Raw genomic sequence first — 21,107 nt, 5'->3', positions numbered from 1 at the left:
CGGCCCAAATGGCCGGCGGTGCCGAACTGGCCGAGCTCGCCCACGAACTCGAAGCCATGGGCGGCCACGGCGAACTCGCCCAGGAACTCGAGGCCGAAGTGGCTGAAACCACCGGCCAGCTGCCCCGCTAAGGAAGCGGCGGGCCCGCTACGGCCGGCCCGCCGCAGCTCGACGCAAGCCAAATCAGCCACCAGGGGAACCTTCATATGACCATCAAGCTCGGCGTCATCGGCGCCGGAATCATGGGCACGGACCACGTCACCAACCTGGCCACAGCCATCAGCGGCGCCGCCGTCAGCCACGTCGCGGACATCGACGGTGACCGGGCGGCGTCCGTGGCGGCTGCGGCTGGGGCCCGATCCACCACTGACGCACGGGAACTCATCCGCTCTACGAAGGTGGACGCCGTCGTTATCGCCTCCCACGACTCAACGCACGCCGGGTTCATCCTGGACTGCCTGCAGGCCGGGAAGCCGGTGCTGTGCGAGAAGCCGCTGGCCCCCGGGGTGGAGGAGTGACGGGCGGTGGTGGCTGCGGATGAGGAAATTACGGCCACGACTGGACGCTCGCTGCTATCGCTGGGCTTCATGCGCCGCTTTGACCCAGGTCACCGGGAACTGCGCCGCTTCGCCGCCTCCGGCGAGGCGGGGCAGGCGCTGATGGTCCATTGCGTGAGCCGCAACACCGGCTCCGCGCCGGACGCGACCACGGCCTCCGCCGTGACCAACTCCGCCATCCACGAACTCGATTCCATCCCCTGGCTGCTCGGTTCCCCCATCGCCGAGGTGGCCTGGCTCGCCGGAAAGCGTTCGACGGCGGCACCCACGGGCCTGCACGACCCCGCCTTCATCCTGCTCCGCACGGCTGATGGCGTATTGAGCACCCTGGAGCTGTTCCTCAACGCACAGTTCGGCTACAGCACCCGGTGTGAGGTAGTGGCCGAGCGGGGCACCGCATCCCTGGCTGAACCCGCGCTGGTTGCCACCAATGCCGCCGGCACGCGCTCCACACCCTATCCGGAGGACTGGCGGCCGAGGTTTGCCGACGCCTACCGCCTTGAGCTGCAGGCCTGGATCCATTCCCTTCAACGCGGTGAATCATCGCCGCTGGCCACCGCACGGGACGGGCTGCGGGCGGCACAGGCCGCGGAGGCGCTCATCCTCGCCGCACGCCATGCCGGCACCTTTGTCCCGGTCGACTACTCGTGACGGCCGAGGACGCGACAACGCACACGCCGCCCGCCAAGACCAGGGTGCTGCCGACGGCCCGCGTCCCGGACTCCATGGACGCACCCGTCCTGCGCTGGGGCATCTTGGGCCCGGGCTGGATTGCCGAACGCTTCACGGAATCCGTCCGGGCGCACACGCGGCAGATAATCGCCGCTGTCGGTTCCCGGTCACCGGGGCGTTCGCAGGCGTTTGCGAAAAAGTTCGACGTTCCTGCCGCCTTCGGCAGCTACGAGGAACTGGTTCAATCCGACGTGGACGTTATCTATGTGGCCACGCCGCACAACTTCCACCACGCCGCAGCCGTACTGGCGCTGGATGCCGGCAAGCACGTACTCGTTGAAAAGCCCATCGGCGTCAACGCGGCACAGGCCCGGGACATCCGCGACCGCGCCGATGCTGCCGGGCTGTTCGCCGCGGAGGCGCTGTGGACGGCTTTCCTGCCCAAGTTCGACGTTCTCCGGCAGCTTCTCGACGACGGTGCACTGGGCCGAGTGACAACAGTCCTGGCCGAATACGGGGAGCACTTCGAACCGGGCCACCGCATCTTCAACCCCGCCCTCGCCGGAGGTCCCCTGCTTGACCTGGGCACCTACCCTCTGGCGCTCATCACCGACATCCTGGGCGAGGCCGTGCAACTCGCCGCTGTCGGGACGGACCTTGAGTCGGGCGTCAACGGGCAAATATCGGCCGTCATGGCCTTCAGTGACGGAGCCCAGGCGGTGGTAAACACGCAATTACACAACTTCACGCCGACCAGCGCCAGCATCGTCGGCACGGCCGCAACCCTGACTTTTGACGGCAGGTTCAACATGCCCGGCGGCTTCAGTATCCACTATCCGGACGGGACGGTCCTGCGCCACGAGGAGCCCGCGGGCGCCCACTTCGAGGGGTTGCATCATGAGGCGGCAGCCGTCGCATGCGCCATCCATGCCGGGCGGACGGCTGTGGCGCAGCGAACCCCTGCCGCCTCGATCCGCACCCTGGAGCTGGCCGACCGCATCCGCGGCCAGCTGGGCATCAGCTACCCGGGGGAGTAGGCGCCGCGGTGGTCCCTCCTGGCTCCAGCCACGGGGAAACCACCGCTTCCCGCACGGGCCCACCGGCGATCCGATCCACTGCGGCGGCAACGGCGGCTTCTGCCAGTGCCTGGCCGTCCTGTCCGATGCTCGTGAGGTTGATGTGCTCCAGCCGCGCCATGCGCGAGTTGTCATAACCCACCACCGACAGTCCGCCGGGCACGTCCAGCCCTGCCGTGCGGAAGGTGTCCAGGGCTCCCAACGCGCTGCGGTCGTTGAAAACCACGACGGCGGTGGGCGCCCCGGCGGCACGGCCCTTGGCGGTCCCCTCCCGGGTGTCATGCCCCGTACCTGCCCGGGCACCCATCGCGGCGAGCAGTTCCCGGGCCGCACGGGAGCCATCGGACTCCAGCGGGCCGCCATGGAAGATTAGCGGAGGAACGCCCTCTGCCGCCATGGCCTGCGCGTACGCCAGGCGCCGGGCCGCGGACCCGACCGCCTCCCCTCCGTCCAGGTGGGCGATGTGCCGGTGCCCGAGCCCGCGCAGGTGCCGGATTGCCAGCCGGATTCCGGCAGCCTCGTCGGTGTGGACACTGCTGACGACACCGGCCCGGGGGCCTCCCGGTGCATCGAGCATGGCCACGACAGGCACGGGTGTACCGGCCAGCCGGGCCGCAGGGGTGGCGGGGGAGATGACGATGGCTGCCTCGACCCCAAGATCCAGCAGCGATTCCATGGCCTTTTGCTCGCTGCGCCTGGGGCCTGTGGCGCTGAGCGTGACCGCGTAGCCACGGGCCCCGCCAGCCACGTAAAGCAATTCGACGAGCTCCGCGTGGAACGGTTCCGTGACGTTGAAGACAACACCCAGCAGCCGGGTCCTGCTGCTGCGCAACAGCCGGGCCCGGGTGTCCGGGCGGTAACCAAGATCCCGCGCCACGTCAAGAACACGTGCCCGCGTGGACTCGCTGGCCCCGGCCGCGCCGCGGATGACGATCGAGACGAGGGCGCGGGAGACACCCGCCGCTGCGGCAACGTCAGCCATGGTGGGGCGTGGGGCGGCTGTCATGGGCACTCCCGGGATCCGGCAATCATCCGGCCAGTTTAGTGGATCGATCTAGTTTTTTGTCCCGGATCGTGTAAAACTTGATCCACAGCGCTTCTAGATCGATCTAGTCGGCAATTCACATGCTGCCGGCGTGCTTGCCGGCACTATCGAACGGACTGAACAATGACATATCTGCAACCAACACCGGCCGTGGACTCCCGGCCCGTCCGACTCGGACTCATCGGCGCCGGTTGGATTGGCGCCTTCCATGCCGAAAGCGTGGCCCGCCGGATTCCCGGCGCGGTGCTGGAGGCGGTGGCGGACCCCTTCCTTGACAATGCCCGGGGCCTGGCGGACCGCCTGGGGGTGGCCAAGGTGACCGTTGATCCTGGCGACCTGTTCACCGACCCGGCCATCGACGGCGTCATCATCGCCAGCCCGGTCCGCTTCCACGCGCAGCTCATCTCTGCGGCCGCACGCGCCGGAAAGCACGTGTTCTGCGAAAAGCCGGCGGGTCTGGACCTGGAAGAGCTGGATGCCGCGCTGGCCGACGTCGGGCGGGCGGGTGTGAACTTCCAGGTCGGCTTCAACCGCCGCTACGCCGAGGACTTCCTGGCCGCCAAGCGGGACATTGACTCCGGCGTGGTGGGCACGCCCCAGCTGCTGCGCTCGCTGACCCGGGACCCCGGCACCGGCAGCATCCCCGGCGCAGCCAAGACCCCGCCGTGGACAGTCTTCATGGAGACGCTCATCCACGACTTCGACACCCTGAACTGGTTCAACGCGGGCGCCGAGCCCGTGCAGGTGTACGCCGTGGCCGACGCGCTCGTGGAGCCCGCGTACAAGGACCACGGCTTCCTGGACACGGCTGTGGTGACCATCCGCTACGACAACGGCGCGGTGGCCGTCGCCGAAGCCAGCTTCAGCGCCCTCTACGGCTATGACATCCGAGGCGAGGTGTTTGGCTCCAAGGGCATGGTCCAGGCCGGGCGCAGCACTGAAACCGCGGCCCGCCGGTACACGGCCGCAGGACTCTCCGCCGACACCCCGCGACTGAACATCGAATTGTTCAAGCAGGCCTACACTGACGAGCTGGCAGACTTTGCCGCCGGCATTGCGGGCCTGCCGGAGATTGTGGGAAAGGGGACCACTCCCGGCGGGGCCGACGCGCGCCGGGCGCTGGCCACCGCACTGGCGTGCATTGAATCCGTGCGCACCGGGGCGCCGGCCGGCGTCGCCCGCCCCGCCCACGTGGCGGGTGCCTGATGCGGCTCGCTGTCTGCGCGGAAATGGTCCACACGGGGCTGCCGTTCCCGGAACGGGTGCGCCGCATCCACGACGCCGGGTTCGACGTCGAGATATGGGACCCGCGCACCAAGGACATCAAGGCGCTCAAGGCAACGGGTGCCGTCTTTTCCTCCATGACCGGCTACACGTCCGGCAGCCTCGTGGACCCGGACAGCTGCGAGCACGTGGTGCGGACCGCCGCCGAACTCATTCCCACCGCCGTCGAGCTGGGAATCCCGCGCATGGTGGTCCACTCCGCCGAACTCATAGACGGCCATGCCGCCCGCCCCGTCCACCGGTCCTCGGGCCGCATGTGGCTGACCGGTGCCCGCACGCTGGAGCGGCTTGGTGAACTTGGCGCCAGGCATGGGATCACGTTCTGCCTGGAAAACCTCAACACTGTCCTGGACCACCCCGGCATTCCGCTGGCGCGCGCCAAGGATACCCTTTCGCTGGTAGAGGCGGTGGGTCACCCCAACGCGAAAATGATGCTGGACCTCTACCATGCCCAAATGGGGGAGGGGAACCTGATCGAGCTGGTCCGCTCCTCCCTGCCCCACATCGGCGAGATCCAGGTGGCCGACGTGCCTGGCCGCTGCGAACCCGGCACAGGCGAGATCAACTACGCCGCCGTGCACCGGGCCCTGGCCGCCGCAGGCTATGGGGGGACCGTGGGCATGGAGGCCTGGGCGCGGGGAGACAGCGACGAGGCATTGGCCGCGTTCCGGGCCGCGTTCACCACCGCCGCCGGGTAGCCGGCGGCCGTCCGCGCCGCAGGGCAGGCAATGCGCTCCGGGGAGTCATGGTTCCCGGGGCGCATTGCCGTCTCCGTGAACAGGCGCCCGAGCCAACCCTGGGCACGGCCCGCTTAATTTGATAATATGACAGGACAAACTATCAAAGGAGCTGGAAAATGCCGCTGGTACGCATAGACGTCAACGAAGGCCGCGCGCCGGAAGGATTGCAGGGCGTCAGCCGCGCCATCCACGATGCCATCGTGGCTGAATTTGGCATTCCGGAACGGGACTACTTCCATGTCATGACCGAGCACAAGGCGGGCCAGATCGTGGCCCAGGATGCCGGTTTGGGCTTTGGGCGAAGTGGCGATGTCGTCATGATCCAGATCTTCACCCAGCAGGGCCGCCCGCAGACGGCCAAGCGGGCGCTGTTTGCCACCATTGCGGCAAACCTTGCCCGCGTGGGGGTGGCGGGCGCGGACGTGTTTATCGGTTACAGCGAAAACATCGCGGACGACTGGTCTTTTGGCTTTGGCCGCGCGCAGTACATGACGGGCGAACTTGCCGTCCCCGCACCTTCCGCAGCGTAGCCGCACGGCCGCGCCGGCCCGCTTTGCCCGGCCAAATATTGATTAATGTTCTTATGTCAGAACAAACCTTTGACAGGACATGATTTTTCATGCAAAGTAGTACATGTGCCGATCATCACATGGGAGGCGCATGGCGGGACGACCATCCTGCATCTCCTGCTCCAAGGCGCGTTCCCCAGTGAAAGGTCCTTTTGATCATCGTGAGCCATGACTTGCTTACCATCGGGCGCATCAGCGTCGACATCTACCCCAACGACATTGGCATGGGTCTGGAAGATGTCACGTCCTTTGGAAAATACCTGGGTGGATCGGCCACCAACGTTGCCGTCGCGGCGGCCCGCCACGGCCGCAAGGCCGCCGTCATCACCCGCACGGGCAACGACCCCTTTGGCCGCTACCTGCACCGCGAACTGAAGAAGTTCAACGTGGATGACCAGTTTGTCCTGCCGGTGGCGGAACTGCTGACCCCCGTCACCTTCTGTGCCATCAAGCCGCCGGAGGATTTCCCGCTCTACTTTTACGGCCGCCTCCCCACAGCACCGGACTGGCAGATCGCCGCCGGCGAGCTGGACGCCGCCGCCATCAAGGGCGCCCGCGTCTTTTGGTCCACAGTGACCGGCCTGTGCCAGGAGCCCAGCCGCGGCGCCCACCTGGCCGCCCACCTGGCCCGCCCCCGCACTGAACTGGCAGAGGGCCAGTTCACCATCCTCGACCTGGACTACCGCCCCATGTTCTGGGACTCCGAGGACGCGGCCCGCGAGCAGGTCGCCAAGATCCTTCCCCACGTCACTGTTGCCATCGGCAATGACAAGGAATGCGCCGTCGCCGTGGGCGAAGGAACGCCCGACGAGCAGGCAGACCGCCTGCTGGCCGCGGGCGTCGAGATCGCCGTCGTCAAGCTGGGGCATGAGGGCGTCATGGCCAAGACGGCCACCGAGCGCGTTGTCTCGGCCCCCGTCCCCGTCGAAACAGTCAATGGCCTCGGCGCCGGCGACTCCTTCGGCGGAGCGTTCGTGCACGGGCTCCTGGCCGGCTGGCCGCTCGCCCAGGTGCTGGACTATGCCAACGCCGCTGGCGCCATCGTCGCGTCCCGGCTTTCCTGCGCCGACGCCATGCCGACGCCGGAAGAGGTCACCTCGCTGCTGGCCAAACGCGGCCAGCTGGTGCCGGGGGCCGTTCTCCCCGGACATGCCACGGAAGGCGCACTCAAATGATCACCCCGATGACCGCCACCCCCGCAGCCGGCGTGGACAACGACCCGCGCCGCTACGCCCACCTGACGGCACTGCGCCTGGAGGACCCGGCCGCCGTCGCACGGGCCGCCGCGTCCCGCCGCCGCCACCCGGGCGTGAAGTACGGCACGCAAAACTTCATTGTTGCCGCGGACCACCCGGCCCGCGGCGCCATTGGCGTGGGTACCAACCCGACGGCCATGGCTGACCGGCTGGACCTGCTGGACCGCCTGCAGCTCGCCTTGGCAAACCCGGCCGTGGACGGCGTCCTCGCCTCCCCGGACATCATGGACGACCTGCTGCTGTTGGGGGCCCTTGAGGGAAAGCTGGTGTTTGGATCCATGAACCGCGGCGGCCTGGCCGGGCTCGTCAACGAGATCGACGACCGCTTCACCGGCCACACCGCGCAGGCGCTGGAAGCCCTGGGCGCCGACGGCGGCAAGATGCTCACCCGCATCTGCCTCGGCGACCCGGACACCGTCGCCACGCTTGAGGCCACGGCCAAGGCCATTGATTCGCTGGCCGAACGCAGGCTCATCGCCATGGTTGAGCCGTTCCTGTCCGTGCGGGAGAACGGCAAGGTCCGCAATGACCTCTCGACCGACGCGGTCATCAAGTCCGTCGCCATCGCCTCCGGCCTGGGCTCCACGAGCGCCTACACCTGGATGAAGCTGCCCGTCGTGCCCGAAATGGAACGCGTCATGGCCTCCACCACCATGCCTACCGTGCTGCTCGGCGGGGACCCCGACGCCGGAGCCGATGAGGTATTCGCCAGTTGGGGCGCGGCACTGGCCCTGCCCGGGGTCCAGGGCCTGACGGTCGGCCGCACGGTGTTGTACCCGCAGGACGGCAATGTTGCCGGGGCAATCGCCACGGCCGCATCTCTGCTCACAGGCCAGCCGTCCCTGAACAGTCCTTCCACGAGCCCGCAGGAGTAGCCCCATGGCAACAGCAACACGCACAATGACAGTGGCCCAGGCCGTGGTGGAATTCCTGGGCAGGCAGTACGCGGTGGACAAGGTCGGCGCCCAGGAGTACCGCGGCCGGCTCATCCCGGGCATGTTCGGCATCTTCGGGCACGGCAACGTGGCCGGTGTGGGCCAGGCACTGAAGCAGTACCAGCTCAGCGACCCCGCCCTCATGCCCTACTACCAGGGCCGCAACGAACAGGCACAGTCCCACCAGGCCGTCGGCTATGCCCGCCATACCCGCCGCCGGGCCACGTTCGCCGTGAGCACCTCGGTGGGTCCGGGTTCCACCAACCTGCTCACCGGCGCCGCCCTGGCCACCACCAACCGGCTCCCGGTGCTGCTGCTGCCCAGCGACGTTTTCGCCACCCGCGCGGCGGACCCTGTGCTCCAACAGCTCGAACGTCCGGACGCGTATGACGTCTCCGTCAACGACGCGTTCCGGCCGCTCTCACGCTACTTCGACCGCGTCTCCCGCCCGGAGCAACTGTTCTCTGCGCTCCACAATGGCCTGCGCGTGCTGACCGACCCGGCGGACACCGGCGCCGTCACCATTTCGCTTCCCCAGGACGTGCAGGCTGAGGCGTTTGAGGTTCCGGAAGAGTTCCTGGCGCCGCGCGAGTGGCGCATCCGCCGCCCGGAGGCCGACGACGACGACATCCGCCGCGCCGCAGATGCCATCCGAAACGCGAAGAACCCGCTGATTGTCGCCGGCGGCGGAGTGCTTTATGCCTATGCCGAGGACGAGCTGGCCAAGTTTGCCGACGCCACGGGCATCCCGGTCGGCAACACCCAGGCCGGCGTGGGCGTGCTGCCGTGGAACCACCCCCGTTCCCTGGGCGCCATCGGCTCCACCGGCACGACGGCGGCCAACGCCATCGCGGCCCAGGCCGACCTGGTCATCGGCATCGGCACGCGCTATGAGGACTTCACGACGGCCTCCCGCACGGCGTTCCAAAACCCCGGGGTGACGTTCATCAACATCAATGTCACGCCGCTGGACGCATACAAGCACGGCACCGCGCTGCCCATCGTCGCCGATGCCCGCAAGGCGCTCGTGAAGCTCAACGCGGCCCTGGGCGGATACCGCGTGGGCGCCGACCTGGAACACCAGGTCGCCGGGCAGAAGAAGCGCTGGGACGCCATCGTCGACGAGGCCTTTGACACCCGATACACCCCGCTGCCCTCGCAAAACGAGATCATCGGCGCCACCAACCGCGCCATGGACGCCGCCGACGTGGTCATCTGCGCGGCCGGCTCCCTGCCCGGGGACCTGCACAAGATGTGGCGCATCCGCGATCCCTTCGGCTACCACGTGGAATATGCGTACTCCTGCATGGGCTACGAAATCCCCGGCGGCCTGGGCGTCAAGCGTGCCACCCTTGCCGAGGCGGCCGGCGGCGGAACGAAGCGCGACGTCGTCGTCATGGTGGGGGACGGCTCCTACCTGATGATGCACACCGAGCTGGTCACGGCCGTCGCAGAGGGCATCAAGCTAATAGTGGTGCTGATCCAAAACCACGGCTACGCGTCCATCGGTGCCCTGTCCGAACAGCTTGGCTCCCAGCGCTTTGGCACCAAGTACCGCACGCTTGACGCCCAACACCACACCTTCGACGACGGCGAGAAGCTCCCGGTCGACCTGGCCCTGAACGCCGAGAGCCTGGGCGTGAAGGTCATCCGTGTGACGCCGGGGGAGAACGTGGTGGCCGACCTCGAGGCCGCTGTCACAGCCGCAAAGGCGGCACCGGAGGGCGGCGGGCCGGTGCTCATCCACGTCGAGTCCGACCCTCTCCTGGACGCGCCCAGCTCCGAATCCTGGTGGGACGTGCCGGTCTCGGAAATCTCCGACCTGCAATCCACCCAACAGGCCTACACCACGTACACCGAACACAAGGCCCGCCAGCGCACGCTGCTGGGCTGAGATCCCCCTAATCCACACCCTTCCCCTCGACCACCCACCAAGGAAGAATCCCATGACTGACACGGCAACACGGACCTGGACCACCATCAAAAACTTCATCAACGGTGCCGAAACTGCCGGCACGAGCGGCAAAACCCAAGCCGTGTACAACCCCGCCACCGGCGCCGTGTCCGCACAGCTGAGCCTGGCCAGCCGCGAGGACCTGGACACCGCCGTGGCCGCTGCGAAGGCCGCAAGTGAAATCTGGGGAGATTATTCGCTGGCCAGGCGCACCGCCGTCTTGTTCAAGTTCCGCGAGCTTGTCGCCTCCCACGTTGACGAACTGGCCGCCCTCATCACCGCCGAGCACGGCAAGGTCCTCTCGGACGCGGCCGGGGAGATCGGCCGCGGCCTGGAAGTCATCGAGTTTGCCTGCGGCATCAACCAGCTGCTCAAGGGCGCCTACTCGGACCAGGCCTCCACCGGCATTGACGTGTTCTCCTTCCGCCAGCCCGTGGGCGTGGTGGCCGGGATCACGCCGTTCAACTTCCCCGTCATGGTGCCGCTGTGGATGTGCCCCATCGCCATCGCCACCGGCAACGCGTTCATCCTCAAGCCCTCCGAGCGCGACCCCTCCGCCCCGATGCTGCTGGCCAGGCTCTGGCAGGAAGCCGGGCTGCCCGACGGCGTCTTCCAGGTGCTGCACGGCGGCAAGGACACTGTTGACGGGCTGCTGACGCACCCGGATGTGGACGCCATCTCCTTCGTTGGCTCCACCCCCATCGCCAGGTACGTGCACGAGACCGCCACGGCCCACGGCAAGCGCGTCCAGGCCCTGGGCGGTGCCAAGAACCACGCGATCATCCTGCCCGACGCCGACATGGACAACGCCGCCGACCACCTCTCCGCCGCCGCCTACGGCTCCGCCGGCGAGCGGTGCATGGCACTTTCCGTCGCGGTCGCCGTCGGCGGCGCCGCAGACACCCTGCTGGCGAAGGTCCGCGAACGGGCAGAGGCCATCAAGGTGGCCGAGGGCACCGACGCCGATGCGGACATGGGGCCGCTGATCACGGCTGCCTCCAAGCAACGCCTGCAGAAGATTGTCGGTGAAGCAGCCGACGCCGGTGCCACCCTGGTGGTCGACGGCCGGGACTTCACCGTCCCCGGCAAGGAAGACGGCTACTGGGTTGGCCCCACGCTCCTGGACGGCGTGTCCGCGGACATGAGCGCCTACACGGAGGAAATCTTCGGCCCGGTCCTTGCCGTCATGCGCGTGGAAACCGTGGAGGAGGGCATCGCCCTGATCAATGCCAACCCCTATGGCAACGGCACGGCGATCTTCACGTCCTCAGGCGCCAATGCCCGCAAGTTCCAGCGCGGCGTGCACGTGGGCATGATCGGCATCAACGTCCCCGTCCCCGTGCCCGTGGCGTACCACTCCTTCGGCGGCTGGAAGAACTCGCTGTTCGGCGACAAGCACATCTACGGCGAGGAAGGTGTGGCCTTCTACACCCGTGCCAAGGTCGTCACCTCCCGCTGGCCCGAACCACAGCACGAGTCCGGTGCGTCATACAACTTCCCCTCCAACTAACCTCGGTGGTTGGGCGTGTAGAACCCCGGGTTTCCACACGCCCGCCCGCCGGCATTCTGGAAAGCCACCCATCATGACTGAAAACAAATTGACCATCGGCACGGCGCCGGACTCCTGGGGCGTCTGGTTCGCCGACGACCCGAAGCAGACCCCCTGGGAGCGTTTCCTCGACGAGGTGGCCGAATCCGGGTACAAGTGGATTGAGCTGGGCCCCTACGGGTACCTGCCGTCCGATCCTGCCCGCCTGGCCAAGGAATTGGCGGATCGTGACCTGAAGGTCACCGCCGGCACCGTGTTCACGGCTTTCCACCGGGGCGCTGCCCAGTGGGAGGAAGCGTGGGAGCCCGCCCGCAAGGTGGCCGAACTGACGGCCGCCATGGGCGGGGACAACGTCGTCGTGATTCCCGCCATGTGGCGCGACGACGTCACGGGGAACGCAGTGGAGAGCGGCACCCTGGACCCCCGGCAGTGGCAGGACCTGTTTGACGGCCACAACAGGCTGGGCGAGGTCCTGCTGAAGGACTTTGGACTCAAACAGCAGTTCCACCCCCACGCAGACGCACACGTCGGCGGCCAGGCGGACATTGAGCACCTGCTGGCGCAGACCGACCCGGAACTGCTGAACCTGTGCCTGGACACCGGCCATGCCGAGTACTGCGGGGCCAGTTCCCTGGAACTGGTCCGCAAATACCCCGAACGCATCGGATACCTGCACCTGAAGCAGATTGACCCCGACGTGCTGGCCCGCGTCAACGCCGAGAACCTGACCTGGGCCGCGGCCAACCTGGCCGGGGTCATGGTGGAACCGCCCAACGGCCTGCCGGACCTGCGCGCCGTGATCGAGGCCGTCGAGGCGCTGGACAAGCCAATCTTTGGCATTGTGGAACAAGACATGTACCCCGTTGCGTTTGATGTGCCCATGCCCATCGCGAAGCGGACCCGCAACTATTTGCTCAGCTGCGGCTCCAGGACCAGAGTTAACTAGCAACGTCCCATGACTGGCGGGGTCCCCAACCGGCCGGGCCCCGGAACCAGCCACGCCCGCGTGTGCCGGCAGGTTCCGCTGCCAGCCGCCGGGGACAGGCCGGGCCACAGACAAGAAAGAAGAAGCACATGAGCGAAAAACTTCGCGTCGCCGTCATCGGGGCGGGCCGCATGGGGGCGGACCACATCAACCGCCTGCGGGAGAGAATCAGCGGGGCCGAGGTGGCTGCCGTCGTCGACATTGACCTGGCACGCGCAGAGGCCGCCATCAAGGGCATCCCGGGAGCGGTGGCCCTGGCCAGCGCCGAGGAGGCCCTGGACAACGGCGACGTGAACGCCGTCCTGATCGCCACCCCCGGCTTCCTGCACGAGGACATCCTGTTCAAGGCGCTGGACCGGGACATCCCCATCCTGTGCGAAAAGCCCCTCACCCCGGACGCCGAAAGCGCCCTCAAGGTGGTCCAGGCCGAGGCCAGGCTGGGCCGCAAGCGCATCCAGGTGGGCTTCATGCGGCGCTTCGACAGTGAATACGCCGCCCTGCGCGGAATCATCACCGAGGGCGGCCTGGGCGAGCTGCTGGTACTGCACCACCAGCACCGCAACCCGGACACCCCGGCCGGATTCACCAACGAGATGCTCATCAACGATTCGGTGGTGCACGAATTTGACGCCATCCGCTTCTTCACCGGCGAGGAAATCACCTCCGTGCAGGTGCGCCTGGGCAAACCCACCCGCAACGCCCCGGCGGGCCAGCACGACCCGCAGCACGTACTGATCGAGACGGAATCCGGCGTCCTGGCCGACGTCGAAATTTACGTCAATGCCCGCTTCGGCTACGAGGTGGCCACGCAGGCCTCCTTTGAGGACGGCATTGTGAACATCGGCAGTGACGGCGGTCCGTACGTCCGCACGCAGGGCCGCTGGGGTGGCCGGGTCACCCCGGGCTTCGAGGAGCGTTTTGGCGCCGCCTACGACGTCGAGGTCCAGGCGTGGGTGGATGCTGCCCTGCGCGGGGAGATCGGCGGGCCGTCCGCCTGGGACGGCTACGCCACCGCCGCCTGTTGCGAAGCGGGGGTCGAGGCGCAAAAGACAGGCGGCAAGACCGCCGTCGTGCTGGCACCCAAGCCCGGCCTCTACAGCTAAGTGCCCGGGGAGTGGCGGCACGCCGCCACTCCCCGCACCATTTAACGCAGATTTATCAACGCATTGGAGTGAAGTTTCGTGAAGATTGCCCTGGACCCCACGCCGTTCCACCACAGCCACGGTCTGTTGGAGTTCCCGCAGCTCGTGGCGGACCTCGGGTACAAGTACATGCAGTTGACCCCGCACCCGGATTTCATCCCGTTTTACAACCATCCCAAGGCCGACGACGCCCTGGTGGGTGGGCTGAAGAAATCCGTGGCGGACGCCGGGATCGAGATTGCCTCGGTTCTGCCCGTGCTGCGCTGGTCGGGTCCCGACGAGGATGCCCGCGAGGCTGCAGTGCGCTACTGGAAGCGTGCCATCCAGATCGCCGTGGACCTGGGCGTAAAGACCATGAACACCGAATTCAGCGGCCGGCCCGAAAAGGCCGAGGAGTCTGAACGGGCCTTTTACCGCTCCATGGAGGAACTGCTGCCGATCATCGAGCGCGAGGGCATCGACCTGCTGATCGACCCGCACCCGGACGACTTTGTCGAGGAGGGGCTGGCGGCCATCCGCATGATCCGCGGCGTCAACTCGCCCAACGTGGGCCTGGTCTACGTGGCCTCCCACAGCTTCCACATGAAGGATGCCCCGCTGGAGATCATGCGCGCCGCCGGTGACAAGCTGCGGCTGGTACATGTGGCAGACACCATGGACCACCATGCCTCCCACGGGCTGCGCTACATCACCAACCCGCCCGGCAACCCCGTTCGCGTGCACCAGCACCTGAAGATTGGCGACGGCGACGTGAACTGGGATGAGTTCTTTGGCGGACTGAAGGAGATCGGCTTCCTCGACCGGGCGGACACCGTCATGGTCTCCAGCGTCTTTGCCGAGGACGACGACGCCGAAAACGTCTCGCGCTACCAGCTTGCCACGATCAACAGCTATCTTGCGGGCGCCCTGGGCAGGACCACCTCATGAACACCCTCCCGGAACAGCAGTCCGTACGGCCGGCTGCTGCCGTGCGGCCGAACCCCCGGAAGTTCATGCGCAAGGTGGCGCTGTTCTCCACCTTCGGCGGGCTGCTCTTTGGCTACGACACGGGCGTCATCAACGGTGCGCTGCCGTTCATGCAGCGCGACCTGGGGCTGACCCCGTTGGCGGAGGGGCTTGTCACCTCCACCTTGCTGCTCGGTGCCGCCCTTGGTGCCATTAGCGCAGGGCGGCTCTCCGATCGCTTCGGCAGGCGCAAGACCATCATGGGCCTGGCCGTCGTCTTCATTGCCGCCACCATCGGCTGTTCCGCCGCACCCTCCACCGAGATCCTGGTGCTGGCCCGCACAGTCCTGGGCCTTGCCGTCGGCGGCGCGTCGGTGATCGTGCCGGTGTACCTGGCCGAAATGTCCCCGGCCGCCCAACGCGGACGGATCGTGACCCAAAACGAGCTGATGATCGTGACCGGACAGTTCCTGGCGTTCACTTTCAATGCCCTGTTGGGCAACCTGTTCCCCGACGCCGGCCACATCTGGCGCTACATGCTCGTCATTGCCACGCTGCCCGCCGTCGTCCTGTGGTTCGGCATGCTGGTGCTGCCGGAAAGCCCTCGCTGGCTGGCTGCCGGTGGCCGCTTCGACGACGTACTTGACGTTCTGCGCAAGGCCCGTGAACCCTCCGAGGTCAACGCCGAGTTCGATGAGGTCCGGGAGGCCGCCCGTGAGGACTACCAGGCCAGGATGGGCACCGTGAAGGACCTGGCCGTGCCGTGGATCCGGCGGATCTTTGTCGTGGGGCTGGGCATGGCCGTCATCAACCAGATCAGCGGCATCAACGCCATCATGTACTACGGCACCACCATTCTCTCCTCTTCGGGATTCGGCGACCGGGGCGCGCTCATCGCCAACGTGCTCAACGGCGTTGTCTCCGTCCTGGCCGTCATCGCCGGCATGTACTTCATGACCCGGCTGCCGCGTAAGTTCATGCTTGTCACGGGGCTGACCGGTACGGCATCGTCGCTGTTCGCGCTCTCAATGGTGTCCATGCTGGTCCCCGAGGGCCTGCTGCGCGGCTACCTCGTGCTGATATGCATGGTCGTTTTCCTGGCGTTCATGCAGGGGTTCATCGGCTGTGTCACCTGGTTGACCATGTCCGAAATTTTCCCGCTGCATGTGCGCGGAGTGGCCATGGGCATCTGCGTTTTCGTGTTGTGGATCGTGAACTTCCTGGTGGGCTTCTTCTTCCCGCAGCTCGTGGCCGGGATCGGCATCTCCGCCACGTTCTTCATCTTCGTGGCACTGCAGATTTGTGCCATCATCTGGGTCAGGAAGGCCGTTCCGGAAACCCGGGGAAAGTCCCTGGAAGAGCTCGAACACCTCTTCAAGTCCGCCGTCTGACACTAATCGATGCAACTGTAAAGGATCTGCGCATGAAAACCATCACCCTGGGCCTGGTCGGAGTGGGGCGCATCGGCGTCATGCACGCCAGCAACATCGCCGCCCTCAACGAACTGCTGGCGCCTGCCGTCCAAGTAGAGCTGAAGCTCACCGATGTTGCTGTTGACCATGCCCGCACGGTCGCCGCCAATCTCGGGGCCGGGTTTGTGCCCTCCGTGGAGGACCTGCTGGCGTCCGGCATTGACGGGCTGCTGATCGCCACCGGCACCGCAACACATCCGGGGCTGATCAGGGCCGGCGTCGACGCGGGCATCCCCGTGTTTTGCGAAAAGCCCGTCGGTGTCAACGTGGCCGAATCCCTGCCTGTCCTTGACTATGTGCGGGAAAAGGGTGGCACCGTCCAGATCGGCCACCAACGCCGCTTTGACGCCGGCTACCTCGAGGCCAAGCGCGCCTACGACGCCGGCGAGCTGGGTTGGATCCATTCCCTGCGGGCCATCACGGGGGACATGACGCCGCCGCCGGTCGAGTTCCTGGCCACTTCCGGCGGGCTGTTCCGCGACTGCTCCGTGCACGACTTTGACATCCTGCGCTGGCTCACGGGCCGGGAGATCACGGAGGTTTACGCCAAGGGCTCCAACAACGGCGACCCCGCCATCGGCGAAGTGGGCGACGTGGACACCGCGTTGGCCGTGATCACCTTCGACGACGGCACCGTCGGCACGGTTTCCGCCACGCGCTACAACGGTGCCGGGCACGACGTCCGCCTGGAGCTCCAGGGTTCGAAGGGGTCTGTCATGGTCGGCCTGGACGGGCAGGCGGCGCTTAAGTCCGCCGAGGCCGGCATCAGCTTTCCCTCAGGAACCCCGCACCAGACCTTCGCCGAGCGCTTCGAGGCCGCCTACGTCAGCGAGTTGCAGGCGTTTGTGGAGCTCATCCAGGGCCTGCGCCCCAACCCGTGCACGCCCGAGGATGCGGTGGCGGCGTCCAAGGTGGCCGACGCCGCCCAGGAGTCCCTGCTCACCGGCGCGCCGGTTCGGGTGGCCCTGTAGCCCCGGCAACCGGGCCTGTCGGGACCCCGGTTTCGACTAGCCCAATCACCGTAGGGCCGGGTTCCATCAGCGGCCGAAGGGCAGCCTCGGGTCGATGTCGGCGCCATCCCAGGTCTGCCGGACCCAGCCGTGGTGGGGGTCGTCGCTGATGAGCCACTCGCGGACGGGGCCCGGGCCGGCCATGACGTTCAGGTAGTAGAGGTCGTAGCCGGGCGCGGCCATGGCGGGGCCATGCCAGCCATAGGGGACCAGGACGGTGTCACCCGTTCGGACCTCGGCGTTGACATCGATGGGCCGGCCATCCGAGGCGTAGACACGCTGGTAGCCGATGGCGTCCGCGTCGGACGGGGCGGGGGATCCGGTGGCGACCCGGGTCTCGAAGTAGTAAATTTCCTCCAGCGCCGTCTCGCCGGCCTTTTCTTCGTCGTGCTTGTGTGGCGGGTAGGAGGACCAGTTGCCGGCCGGGGTGATGACCTCGCACACGATGAACCGGTCCGCCTCCAGCGCCGCGGGCGTGCCAAAGTTGTGTACCTGGCGCGAGCAGTTTCCGGCGCCGCGCAGCTCCACCGGGATTTCCGCGGCCGTGACGAGCCGGGTGGGGTAGTCGTTGCGGGCCGGTGCCGTGGCGATGGCGACGCGCCCGCCGTCGGCCGAGGCAATTTTCACTGCCTTGCCAACACCCGAGTACAGGACGTCGGACGGACCGGTGAAGACATTCCCGCGGCCGGCCAGCTCGTAGGCGGTGCCCTCCACCGTGGCGGTGAACGACCCGCTGAGCGGGATGACGATCCGTTCCTCGGCCGCAACGGGCAGGTCGACGGCGGCGCCCGGGGCCAGTGTGGCCACCTTCAGGCCGGTGTGGGCCCAGCCGTCCACGGCCAGGGCGGAATCAGAGGTGCCGAGTGAGACGTCCCAGTGGCCGTCGCGGGCAGAGCCGAGTGGATAAACCCAATTGGTCATGAGGTTCCTTCGTCAGTTGTGTCAGTGCTGCCAGTGGTTCCTGCGGTTCCCGTGGGGTGGGGCTAGCGCTGTACGAGGGTCATTTCAAAGCTGTATTGGTCAGCGCGGTAGACGTGGCGGCCGGTTTCCACCATGCGCCCGGTATCGTCAACGGCGGTGCGCTCCATGGTGACGAGGGCTGCGCCGGGGGTCGTTTCCAGCAACGGTGCCTGGTAGTCGTTGGCAATCATGGCACCGATCCGCTGCTGGGCCAGGCGGAAGTTCACGCCGCCGTTGCGCAGGATGCCGTAGAGGCCGTGGTCGGCCAGCCCGGCCTCGTCAATCTCCACGATGTCGTCCCGCACCCAGTTCTCCATCAGTGCCAGCGGCTTGCCGTCAACCAGGCGCAGGCGGGTGAAGTGGTACACCGAGGCGCCCTTGGCCAAGCCGAGCTTTTCCAGGATGGCGGGGTCGGCCTCGTGGTGCGAAAACGTCAGGACGTCGGTGGTGGGTTTGCCGCCGTTGGCACTCAGGTCGTCGAACAGGCTGGACAGTTCAAGTGGGCGCCGCACCTGGCTGGCCACCACCTGGGTGCCCACACCGCGCTTGCGCACCAGCAGGCCGGCGCGGACCAGCTCGTCCATGGCCTTGCGCATGGTGGGGCGCGAGAGGTTCATGGCCGCTGCCAGGTCAATCTCGTTCTCCAGCTTGCTGCCCGGGACGAGGGTGCCGTCATGGATGGCGTTCTCGATTCCCTGGACCACCTGGTGGTAGAGCGGCACGGGCGAGGAGCGGTCGATGTTCAGGTTGAGCGAGTTGGCCATGGTGGACTCCTTGGGTGATGCCGATGGGACAGCGGAGGCACTGGTGTGGCACGGACAGCTGTTCCTTATCATCCTATTGTCAGGACAAAGTAATTGCAAGGGTCATGTGCGGCCCGAGCCGGGCTGCCGTGGGGGCGGGGCCGTGGTTTTCCGGGGGACAAGCGTCGGCGCGAACCCTTCAGGCAGGGCATCGACGGGCACGCCGGCGAGCCTGTCCAAGAGCAGGTTCGCCGCCGCCGCACCAAGTCCGGTGCTGTTGGGATCCACGGACGTCAGGCCGAGCAGTGGCGACGAGGCCAGGTCGGAGTTGTCGTAGCCGACCACGGACACGTCCTCCGGCACGCGCAGTCCACGGTCGATGATTTCCTCAATGGCCCCGATGGCTGACAGGTCGTTGTAGGAAAACACGGCAGTGGGTTCCGGGCCGGGACGGTCGAACAGTTGGGCCGCGGCACTCCGGCCGCCTGCCCGCGTCATGGGCGCCTGCACAATGGACGGTTCCAGCCCGAGCCGTGCCATGGCCTGCAGGTAGCCTTCGCGCCGGCTCGGGTAGGGGACGTTGTCCGGTTTGGAAAGGTGGGCGATCCGCCGGTGGCCCAGTCCGTACAGGTGGTCAACGGCCAAGGCGGCGCCGGCGACATCGTCTGTGTGCACAAAGTCGATGCCGGGCACATCAATGTCCCGGCTGAGCACCACAGTGGGGGTGCCGTGCAGCATGGGAAGCAGCTTTCCCGGGTCCCCGATGAACCCGGCCAGGATGATGCCATCCACGCGCAGGTCCACAAGCGACTTGATGGCGGCGCTTTCGTCGTCCGTGTCGGTGGAACCCACGGCGACCATGAGCTGGTGGCGGCTGTCGGCAATCCGGCGGGCAACGCCGTCGTACATGTCGGCAAAGGCGGGGTTGTGCAGGTCCAGAAGGAGCAGCCCGAGTGTTTGGGTGCTCCGGCTGGCCAGGCGGCTGGCGAGCCGGTTGGGCGTGTAGCCAAGGGTTTCGGCCGCCCGGTGCACCGCGGCGCGCCGGGCGGCGGAGACGTTGGGGGCGCCGCGCATCACGAGTGAGACGAGGGCCCGGCTCACGCCGGCTTCCCTCGCCACCTCTTCCATCGTGGCCGACCGGCCGCCGCGCTCCCTTGCAGTCACACATCCAACTATGTCATTGACGGGCCATCTGCCGTTCCATGGCCCGGTGCAGCGTGTTGGCTGCGAATTCCAGGCCCTCGATCCGGCCGAGCTCCACGTCCTCGTGTTCGATGTTTACGGCCATGTCCGGGTCGACGGCGTGCAGCGCACCCAGGAAGCGGGCCCAGAAGTCCCCGCCGTGTCCGCGTCCGACGGCGACAAAGTCCCAGCTGGAATTCTTCGGCCACTCGTTCACGTAGTGGTCCCCGCCCAGGTTCACACGGTCCTCGTCCGCGCGCAGGCGGCGGAAGCGGTCGTCGAGCACGCCGTTGATGCGGCAGTTGTCGTTGATGCGGGTGTCCTTTGCTGCCGCATGGAGCACCAGTTCGCCCAGGTGCCCGACGGCGGCAACCGGGTCGATGCCCTGCCAGAACAGGTGGCTCGGGTCCATTTCGGCACCGATGTTGGTGGCACCTGTCCGCTCGACGAGCCGGATGAGGGTGGCGGGGTTGAACACCAGGTTTTGCGGGTGCATTTCAATCGCCACTTTCGTGCCGTTATCGCGGGCCTTGGCGTCGATGTCCCGCCAGAACGGTACGGCCAGCTCCCATTGGTGGTCCAGGATGTCCAGGTAGCCGCTGTCCCAGGGGTTGACCACCCAGTTCGGTGCGGTGGCCCCGGGATGGCCTCCGGGCAGGCCGGACATGGCCACGATGCGCTTGATGCCGAGCAGGCCGGCCAGTTCGGTGGCCCGCTGCAGGTCCGCGGCGTGCTTCCCGCCCACTAACGGGTCTGCGTGCAACGGGTTGCCGTTGACGTTCAGCCCTGTCAGTTCCACACCGGCGTCGGCGAAAAGGCCCAGGTAGTCATCGCGGGCGCCTTGCGAGGACAGGATGTCGGCCACGGGCAGGTGCGGGGTGCCGATGAACCCGCCGGCGTTGATTTCGGCACTTTTCAGGCCAAGGTCCCCGATGACCTTCAGCGCCTCTTCGAGGCTGCGGTCGTGCAGGATTGCGGTGTAGATGCCCAGTTTCATGGGAGGCCTTTCAGCGGGTGGTGGTGTTGGGGTG

The 21,107-nt window shown here is 67.1% G+C and carries 20 protein-coding genes; 15 read left to right on the top strand and 5 right to left on the bottom strand.

What is annotated here, in order from left to right; all coding sequences use genetic code 11:
* Positions 1-206 precede the first annotated feature (206 nt).
* The 3 genes from MMF96_RS16995 to MMF96_RS16985 are packed head-to-tail and all read left to right on the top strand — an operon-like array spanning position 207 to position 2,266.
* A complete protein-coding gene (locus tag MMF96_RS16995) occupies positions 207-518 on the top strand; it encodes a Gfo/Idh/MocA family protein (protein WP_256884225.1) in 312 nt (103 codons plus the stop codon).
* A gap of 9 nt (positions 519-527) precedes the next feature.
* On the top strand, positions 528-1,208 hold the full coding sequence (locus MMF96_RS16990) for a Gfo/Idh/MocA family protein (RefSeq protein ID WP_256884224.1): 681 nt from the start codon (positions 528-530) through the stop codon (positions 1,206-1,208).
* The gene (locus tag MMF96_RS16985) at positions 1,205-2,266 is read left to right on the top strand and encodes a Gfo/Idh/MocA family protein (protein WP_256884223.1); all 1,062 of its coding nucleotides are present in this window, start codon (positions 1,205-1,207) and stop codon (positions 2,264-2,266) included. Before MMF96_RS16990 ends, MMF96_RS16985 begins: the two co-directional genes overlap by 4 nt.
* Here MMF96_RS16985 and MMF96_RS16980 read toward each other — a convergent pair.
* Entirely contained in the window at positions 2,247-3,311 is a 1,065-nt protein-coding gene (locus tag MMF96_RS16980; RefSeq protein WP_176618318.1) for a LacI family DNA-binding transcriptional regulator, read from the bottom strand. The two genes, MMF96_RS16985 and MMF96_RS16980, sit on opposite strands and share 20 nt — an antisense overlap.
* Before the next feature lie 162 nt (positions 3,312-3,473).
* Here MMF96_RS16980 and MMF96_RS16975 point away from each other — a divergent pair, with 162 nt between their 5' ends.
* From MMF96_RS16975 to MMF96_RS16920, 12 genes are all read left to right on the top strand, one after another.
* Positions 3,474-4,556: a Gfo/Idh/MocA family oxidoreductase gene (locus MMF96_RS16975; protein ID WP_176618317.1), complete on the top strand. Its 1,083-nt coding sequence runs from the start codon at positions 3,474-3,476 to the stop codon at positions 4,554-4,556.
* Positions 4,556-5,332 (top strand): TIM barrel protein, encoded by a 777-nt coding sequence (locus MMF96_RS16970; protein WP_176618316.1) that lies wholly within the window; start codon positions 4,556-4,558, stop codon positions 5,330-5,332. The genes MMF96_RS16975 and MMF96_RS16970 overlap by 1 nt, the downstream gene beginning before the upstream one ends.
* A 158-nt stretch (positions 5,333-5,490) precedes the next feature.
* The gene (locus MMF96_RS16965; protein ID WP_176618315.1) at positions 5,491-5,904 is read left to right on the top strand and encodes a tautomerase family protein; all 414 of its coding nucleotides are present in this window, start codon (positions 5,491-5,493) and stop codon (positions 5,902-5,904) included.
* Positions 5,905-6,104: 200 nt separating this feature from the next.
* The gene (gene iolC / locus MMF96_RS16960) at positions 6,105-7,118 is read left to right on the top strand and encodes a 5-dehydro-2-deoxygluconokinase (RefSeq protein WP_256884222.1); all 1,014 of its coding nucleotides are present in this window, start codon (positions 6,105-6,107) and stop codon (positions 7,116-7,118) included.
* Positions 7,119-7,126: 8 nt separating this feature from the next.
* On the top strand, positions 7,127-8,074 hold the full coding sequence (locus MMF96_RS16955) for a deoxyribose-phosphate aldolase (protein WP_176618320.1): 948 nt from the start codon (positions 7,127-7,129) through the stop codon (positions 8,072-8,074).
* Positions 8,075-8,078: 4 nt separating this feature from the next.
* Entirely contained in the window at positions 8,079-10,028 is a 1,950-nt protein-coding gene (gene iolD / locus MMF96_RS16950; RefSeq protein ID WP_176618313.1) for a 3D-(3,5/4)-trihydroxycyclohexane-1,2-dione acylhydrolase (decyclizing), read from the top strand.
* 52 nt (positions 10,029-10,080) lie between these two features.
* A complete protein-coding gene (locus MMF96_RS16945; protein WP_176618312.1) occupies positions 10,081-11,598 on the top strand; it encodes a CoA-acylating methylmalonate-semialdehyde dehydrogenase in 1,518 nt (505 codons plus the stop codon).
* Between the two features lie 73 nt (positions 11,599-11,671).
* Entirely contained in the window at positions 11,672-12,583 is a 912-nt protein-coding gene (locus tag MMF96_RS16940) for a sugar phosphate isomerase/epimerase (protein WP_176618311.1), read from the top strand.
* Positions 12,584-12,711: 128 nt separating this feature from the next.
* Positions 12,712-13,725 (top strand): Gfo/Idh/MocA family protein, encoded by a 1,014-nt coding sequence (locus tag MMF96_RS16935; protein ID WP_176618310.1) that lies wholly within the window; start codon positions 12,712-12,714, stop codon positions 13,723-13,725.
* A 78-nt stretch (positions 13,726-13,803) separates the two neighbouring features.
* The gene (locus tag MMF96_RS16930; RefSeq protein WP_256884221.1) at positions 13,804-14,691 is read left to right on the top strand and encodes a sugar phosphate isomerase/epimerase; all 888 of its coding nucleotides are present in this window, start codon (positions 13,804-13,806) and stop codon (positions 14,689-14,691) included.
* Positions 14,688-16,100, top strand: a complete 1,413-nt coding sequence (locus MMF96_RS16925) for a sugar porter family MFS transporter (RefSeq protein WP_306295959.1) — start codon at positions 14,688-14,690, stop codon at positions 16,098-16,100. The genes MMF96_RS16930 and MMF96_RS16925 overlap by 4 nt, the downstream gene beginning before the upstream one ends.
* Before the next feature lie 32 nt (positions 16,101-16,132).
* Positions 16,133-17,152, top strand: a complete 1,020-nt coding sequence (locus MMF96_RS16920; RefSeq protein WP_176618307.1) for a Gfo/Idh/MocA family oxidoreductase — start codon at positions 16,133-16,135, stop codon at positions 17,150-17,152.
* Between the two features lie 66 nt (positions 17,153-17,218).
* Here MMF96_RS16920 and iolB read toward each other — a convergent pair whose 3' ends face one another.
* From iolB to MMF96_RS16900, 4 genes are all read right to left on the bottom strand, one after another.
* Positions 17,219-18,112: a 5-deoxy-glucuronate isomerase gene (gene iolB / locus MMF96_RS16915; RefSeq protein ID WP_176618306.1), complete on the bottom strand. Its 894-nt coding sequence runs from the start codon at positions 18,110-18,112 to the stop codon at positions 17,219-17,221.
* Between the two features lie 62 nt (positions 18,113-18,174).
* Complete coding sequence (locus MMF96_RS16910) at positions 18,175-18,915, bottom strand: GntR family transcriptional regulator (protein WP_176618305.1); 741 nt, start codon at positions 18,913-18,915, stop codon at positions 18,175-18,177.
* Positions 18,916-19,017: 102 nt separating this feature from the next.
* Complete coding sequence (locus MMF96_RS16905) at positions 19,018-20,058, bottom strand: LacI family DNA-binding transcriptional regulator (RefSeq protein ID WP_176618304.1); 1,041 nt, start codon at positions 20,056-20,058, stop codon at positions 19,018-19,020.
* A gap of 13 nt (positions 20,059-20,071) precedes the next feature.
* On the bottom strand, positions 20,072-21,073 hold the full coding sequence (locus MMF96_RS16900; protein ID WP_176618303.1) for a sugar phosphate isomerase/epimerase: 1,002 nt from the start codon (positions 21,071-21,073) through the stop codon (positions 20,072-20,074).
* Between the last annotated feature and the right edge of the window lie 34 nt (positions 21,074-21,107).

Source organism: Arthrobacter sp. STN4, from assembly GCF_024539665.1.
GTDB lineage: Bacteria > Actinomycetota > Actinomycetes > Actinomycetales > Micrococcaceae > Specibacter.
Note: the sequence above shows the minus strand (reverse complement) of the source record. Positions and strands in the feature narration are given on the sequence as shown.

Bases quoted from the DNA above. Each gene is read 5' to 3' on its own strand.
- MMF96_RS16995 (WP_256884225.1), top strand. From the start codon at position 207: ATGACCATCAAGCTCGGCGTCATCGGCGCCGGAATCATGGGCACGGAC.
- MMF96_RS16980 (WP_176618318.1), bottom strand. From the start codon at position 3,311: ATGACAGCCGCCCCACGCCCCACCATGGCTGACGTTGCCGCAGCGGCG.
- MMF96_RS16975 (WP_176618317.1), top strand. From the start codon at position 3,474: ATGACATATCTGCAACCAACACCGGCCGTGGACTCCCGGCCCGTCCGA.
- MMF96_RS16970 (WP_176618316.1), top strand. From the start codon at position 4,556: ATGCGGCTCGCTGTCTGCGCGGAAATGGTCCACACGGGGCTGCCGTTC.
- MMF96_RS16965 (WP_176618315.1), top strand. From the start codon at position 5,491: ATGCCGCTGGTACGCATAGACGTCAACGAAGGCCGCGCGCCGGAAGGA.
- MMF96_RS16955 (WP_176618320.1), top strand. From the start codon at position 7,127: ATGACCGCCACCCCCGCAGCCGGCGTGGACAACGACCCGCGCCGCTAC.
- iolD (WP_176618313.1), top strand. From the start codon at position 8,079: ATGGCAACAGCAACACGCACAATGACAGTGGCCCAGGCCGTGGTGGAA.
- MMF96_RS16945 (WP_176618312.1), top strand. From the start codon at position 10,081: ATGACTGACACGGCAACACGGACCTGGACCACCATCAAAAACTTCATC.
- MMF96_RS16940 (WP_176618311.1), top strand. From the start codon at position 11,672: ATGACTGAAAACAAATTGACCATCGGCACGGCGCCGGACTCCTGGGGC.
- MMF96_RS16935 (WP_176618310.1), top strand. From the start codon at position 12,712: ATGAGCGAAAAACTTCGCGTCGCCGTCATCGGGGCGGGCCGCATGGGG.
- MMF96_RS16925 (WP_306295959.1), top strand. From the start codon at position 14,688: ATGAACACCCTCCCGGAACAGCAGTCCGTACGGCCGGCTGCTGCCGTG.
- MMF96_RS16920 (WP_176618307.1), top strand. From the start codon at position 16,133: ATGAAAACCATCACCCTGGGCCTGGTCGGAGTGGGGCGCATCGGCGTC.
- iolB (WP_176618306.1), bottom strand. From the start codon at position 18,112: ATGACCAATTGGGTTTATCCACTCGGCTCTGCCCGCGACGGCCACTGG.
- MMF96_RS16910 (WP_176618305.1), bottom strand. From the start codon at position 18,915: ATGGCCAACTCGCTCAACCTGAACATCGACCGCTCCTCGCCCGTGCCG.
- MMF96_RS16900 (WP_176618303.1), bottom strand. From the start codon at position 21,073: ATGAAACTGGGCATCTACACCGCAATCCTGCACGACCGCAGCCTCGAA.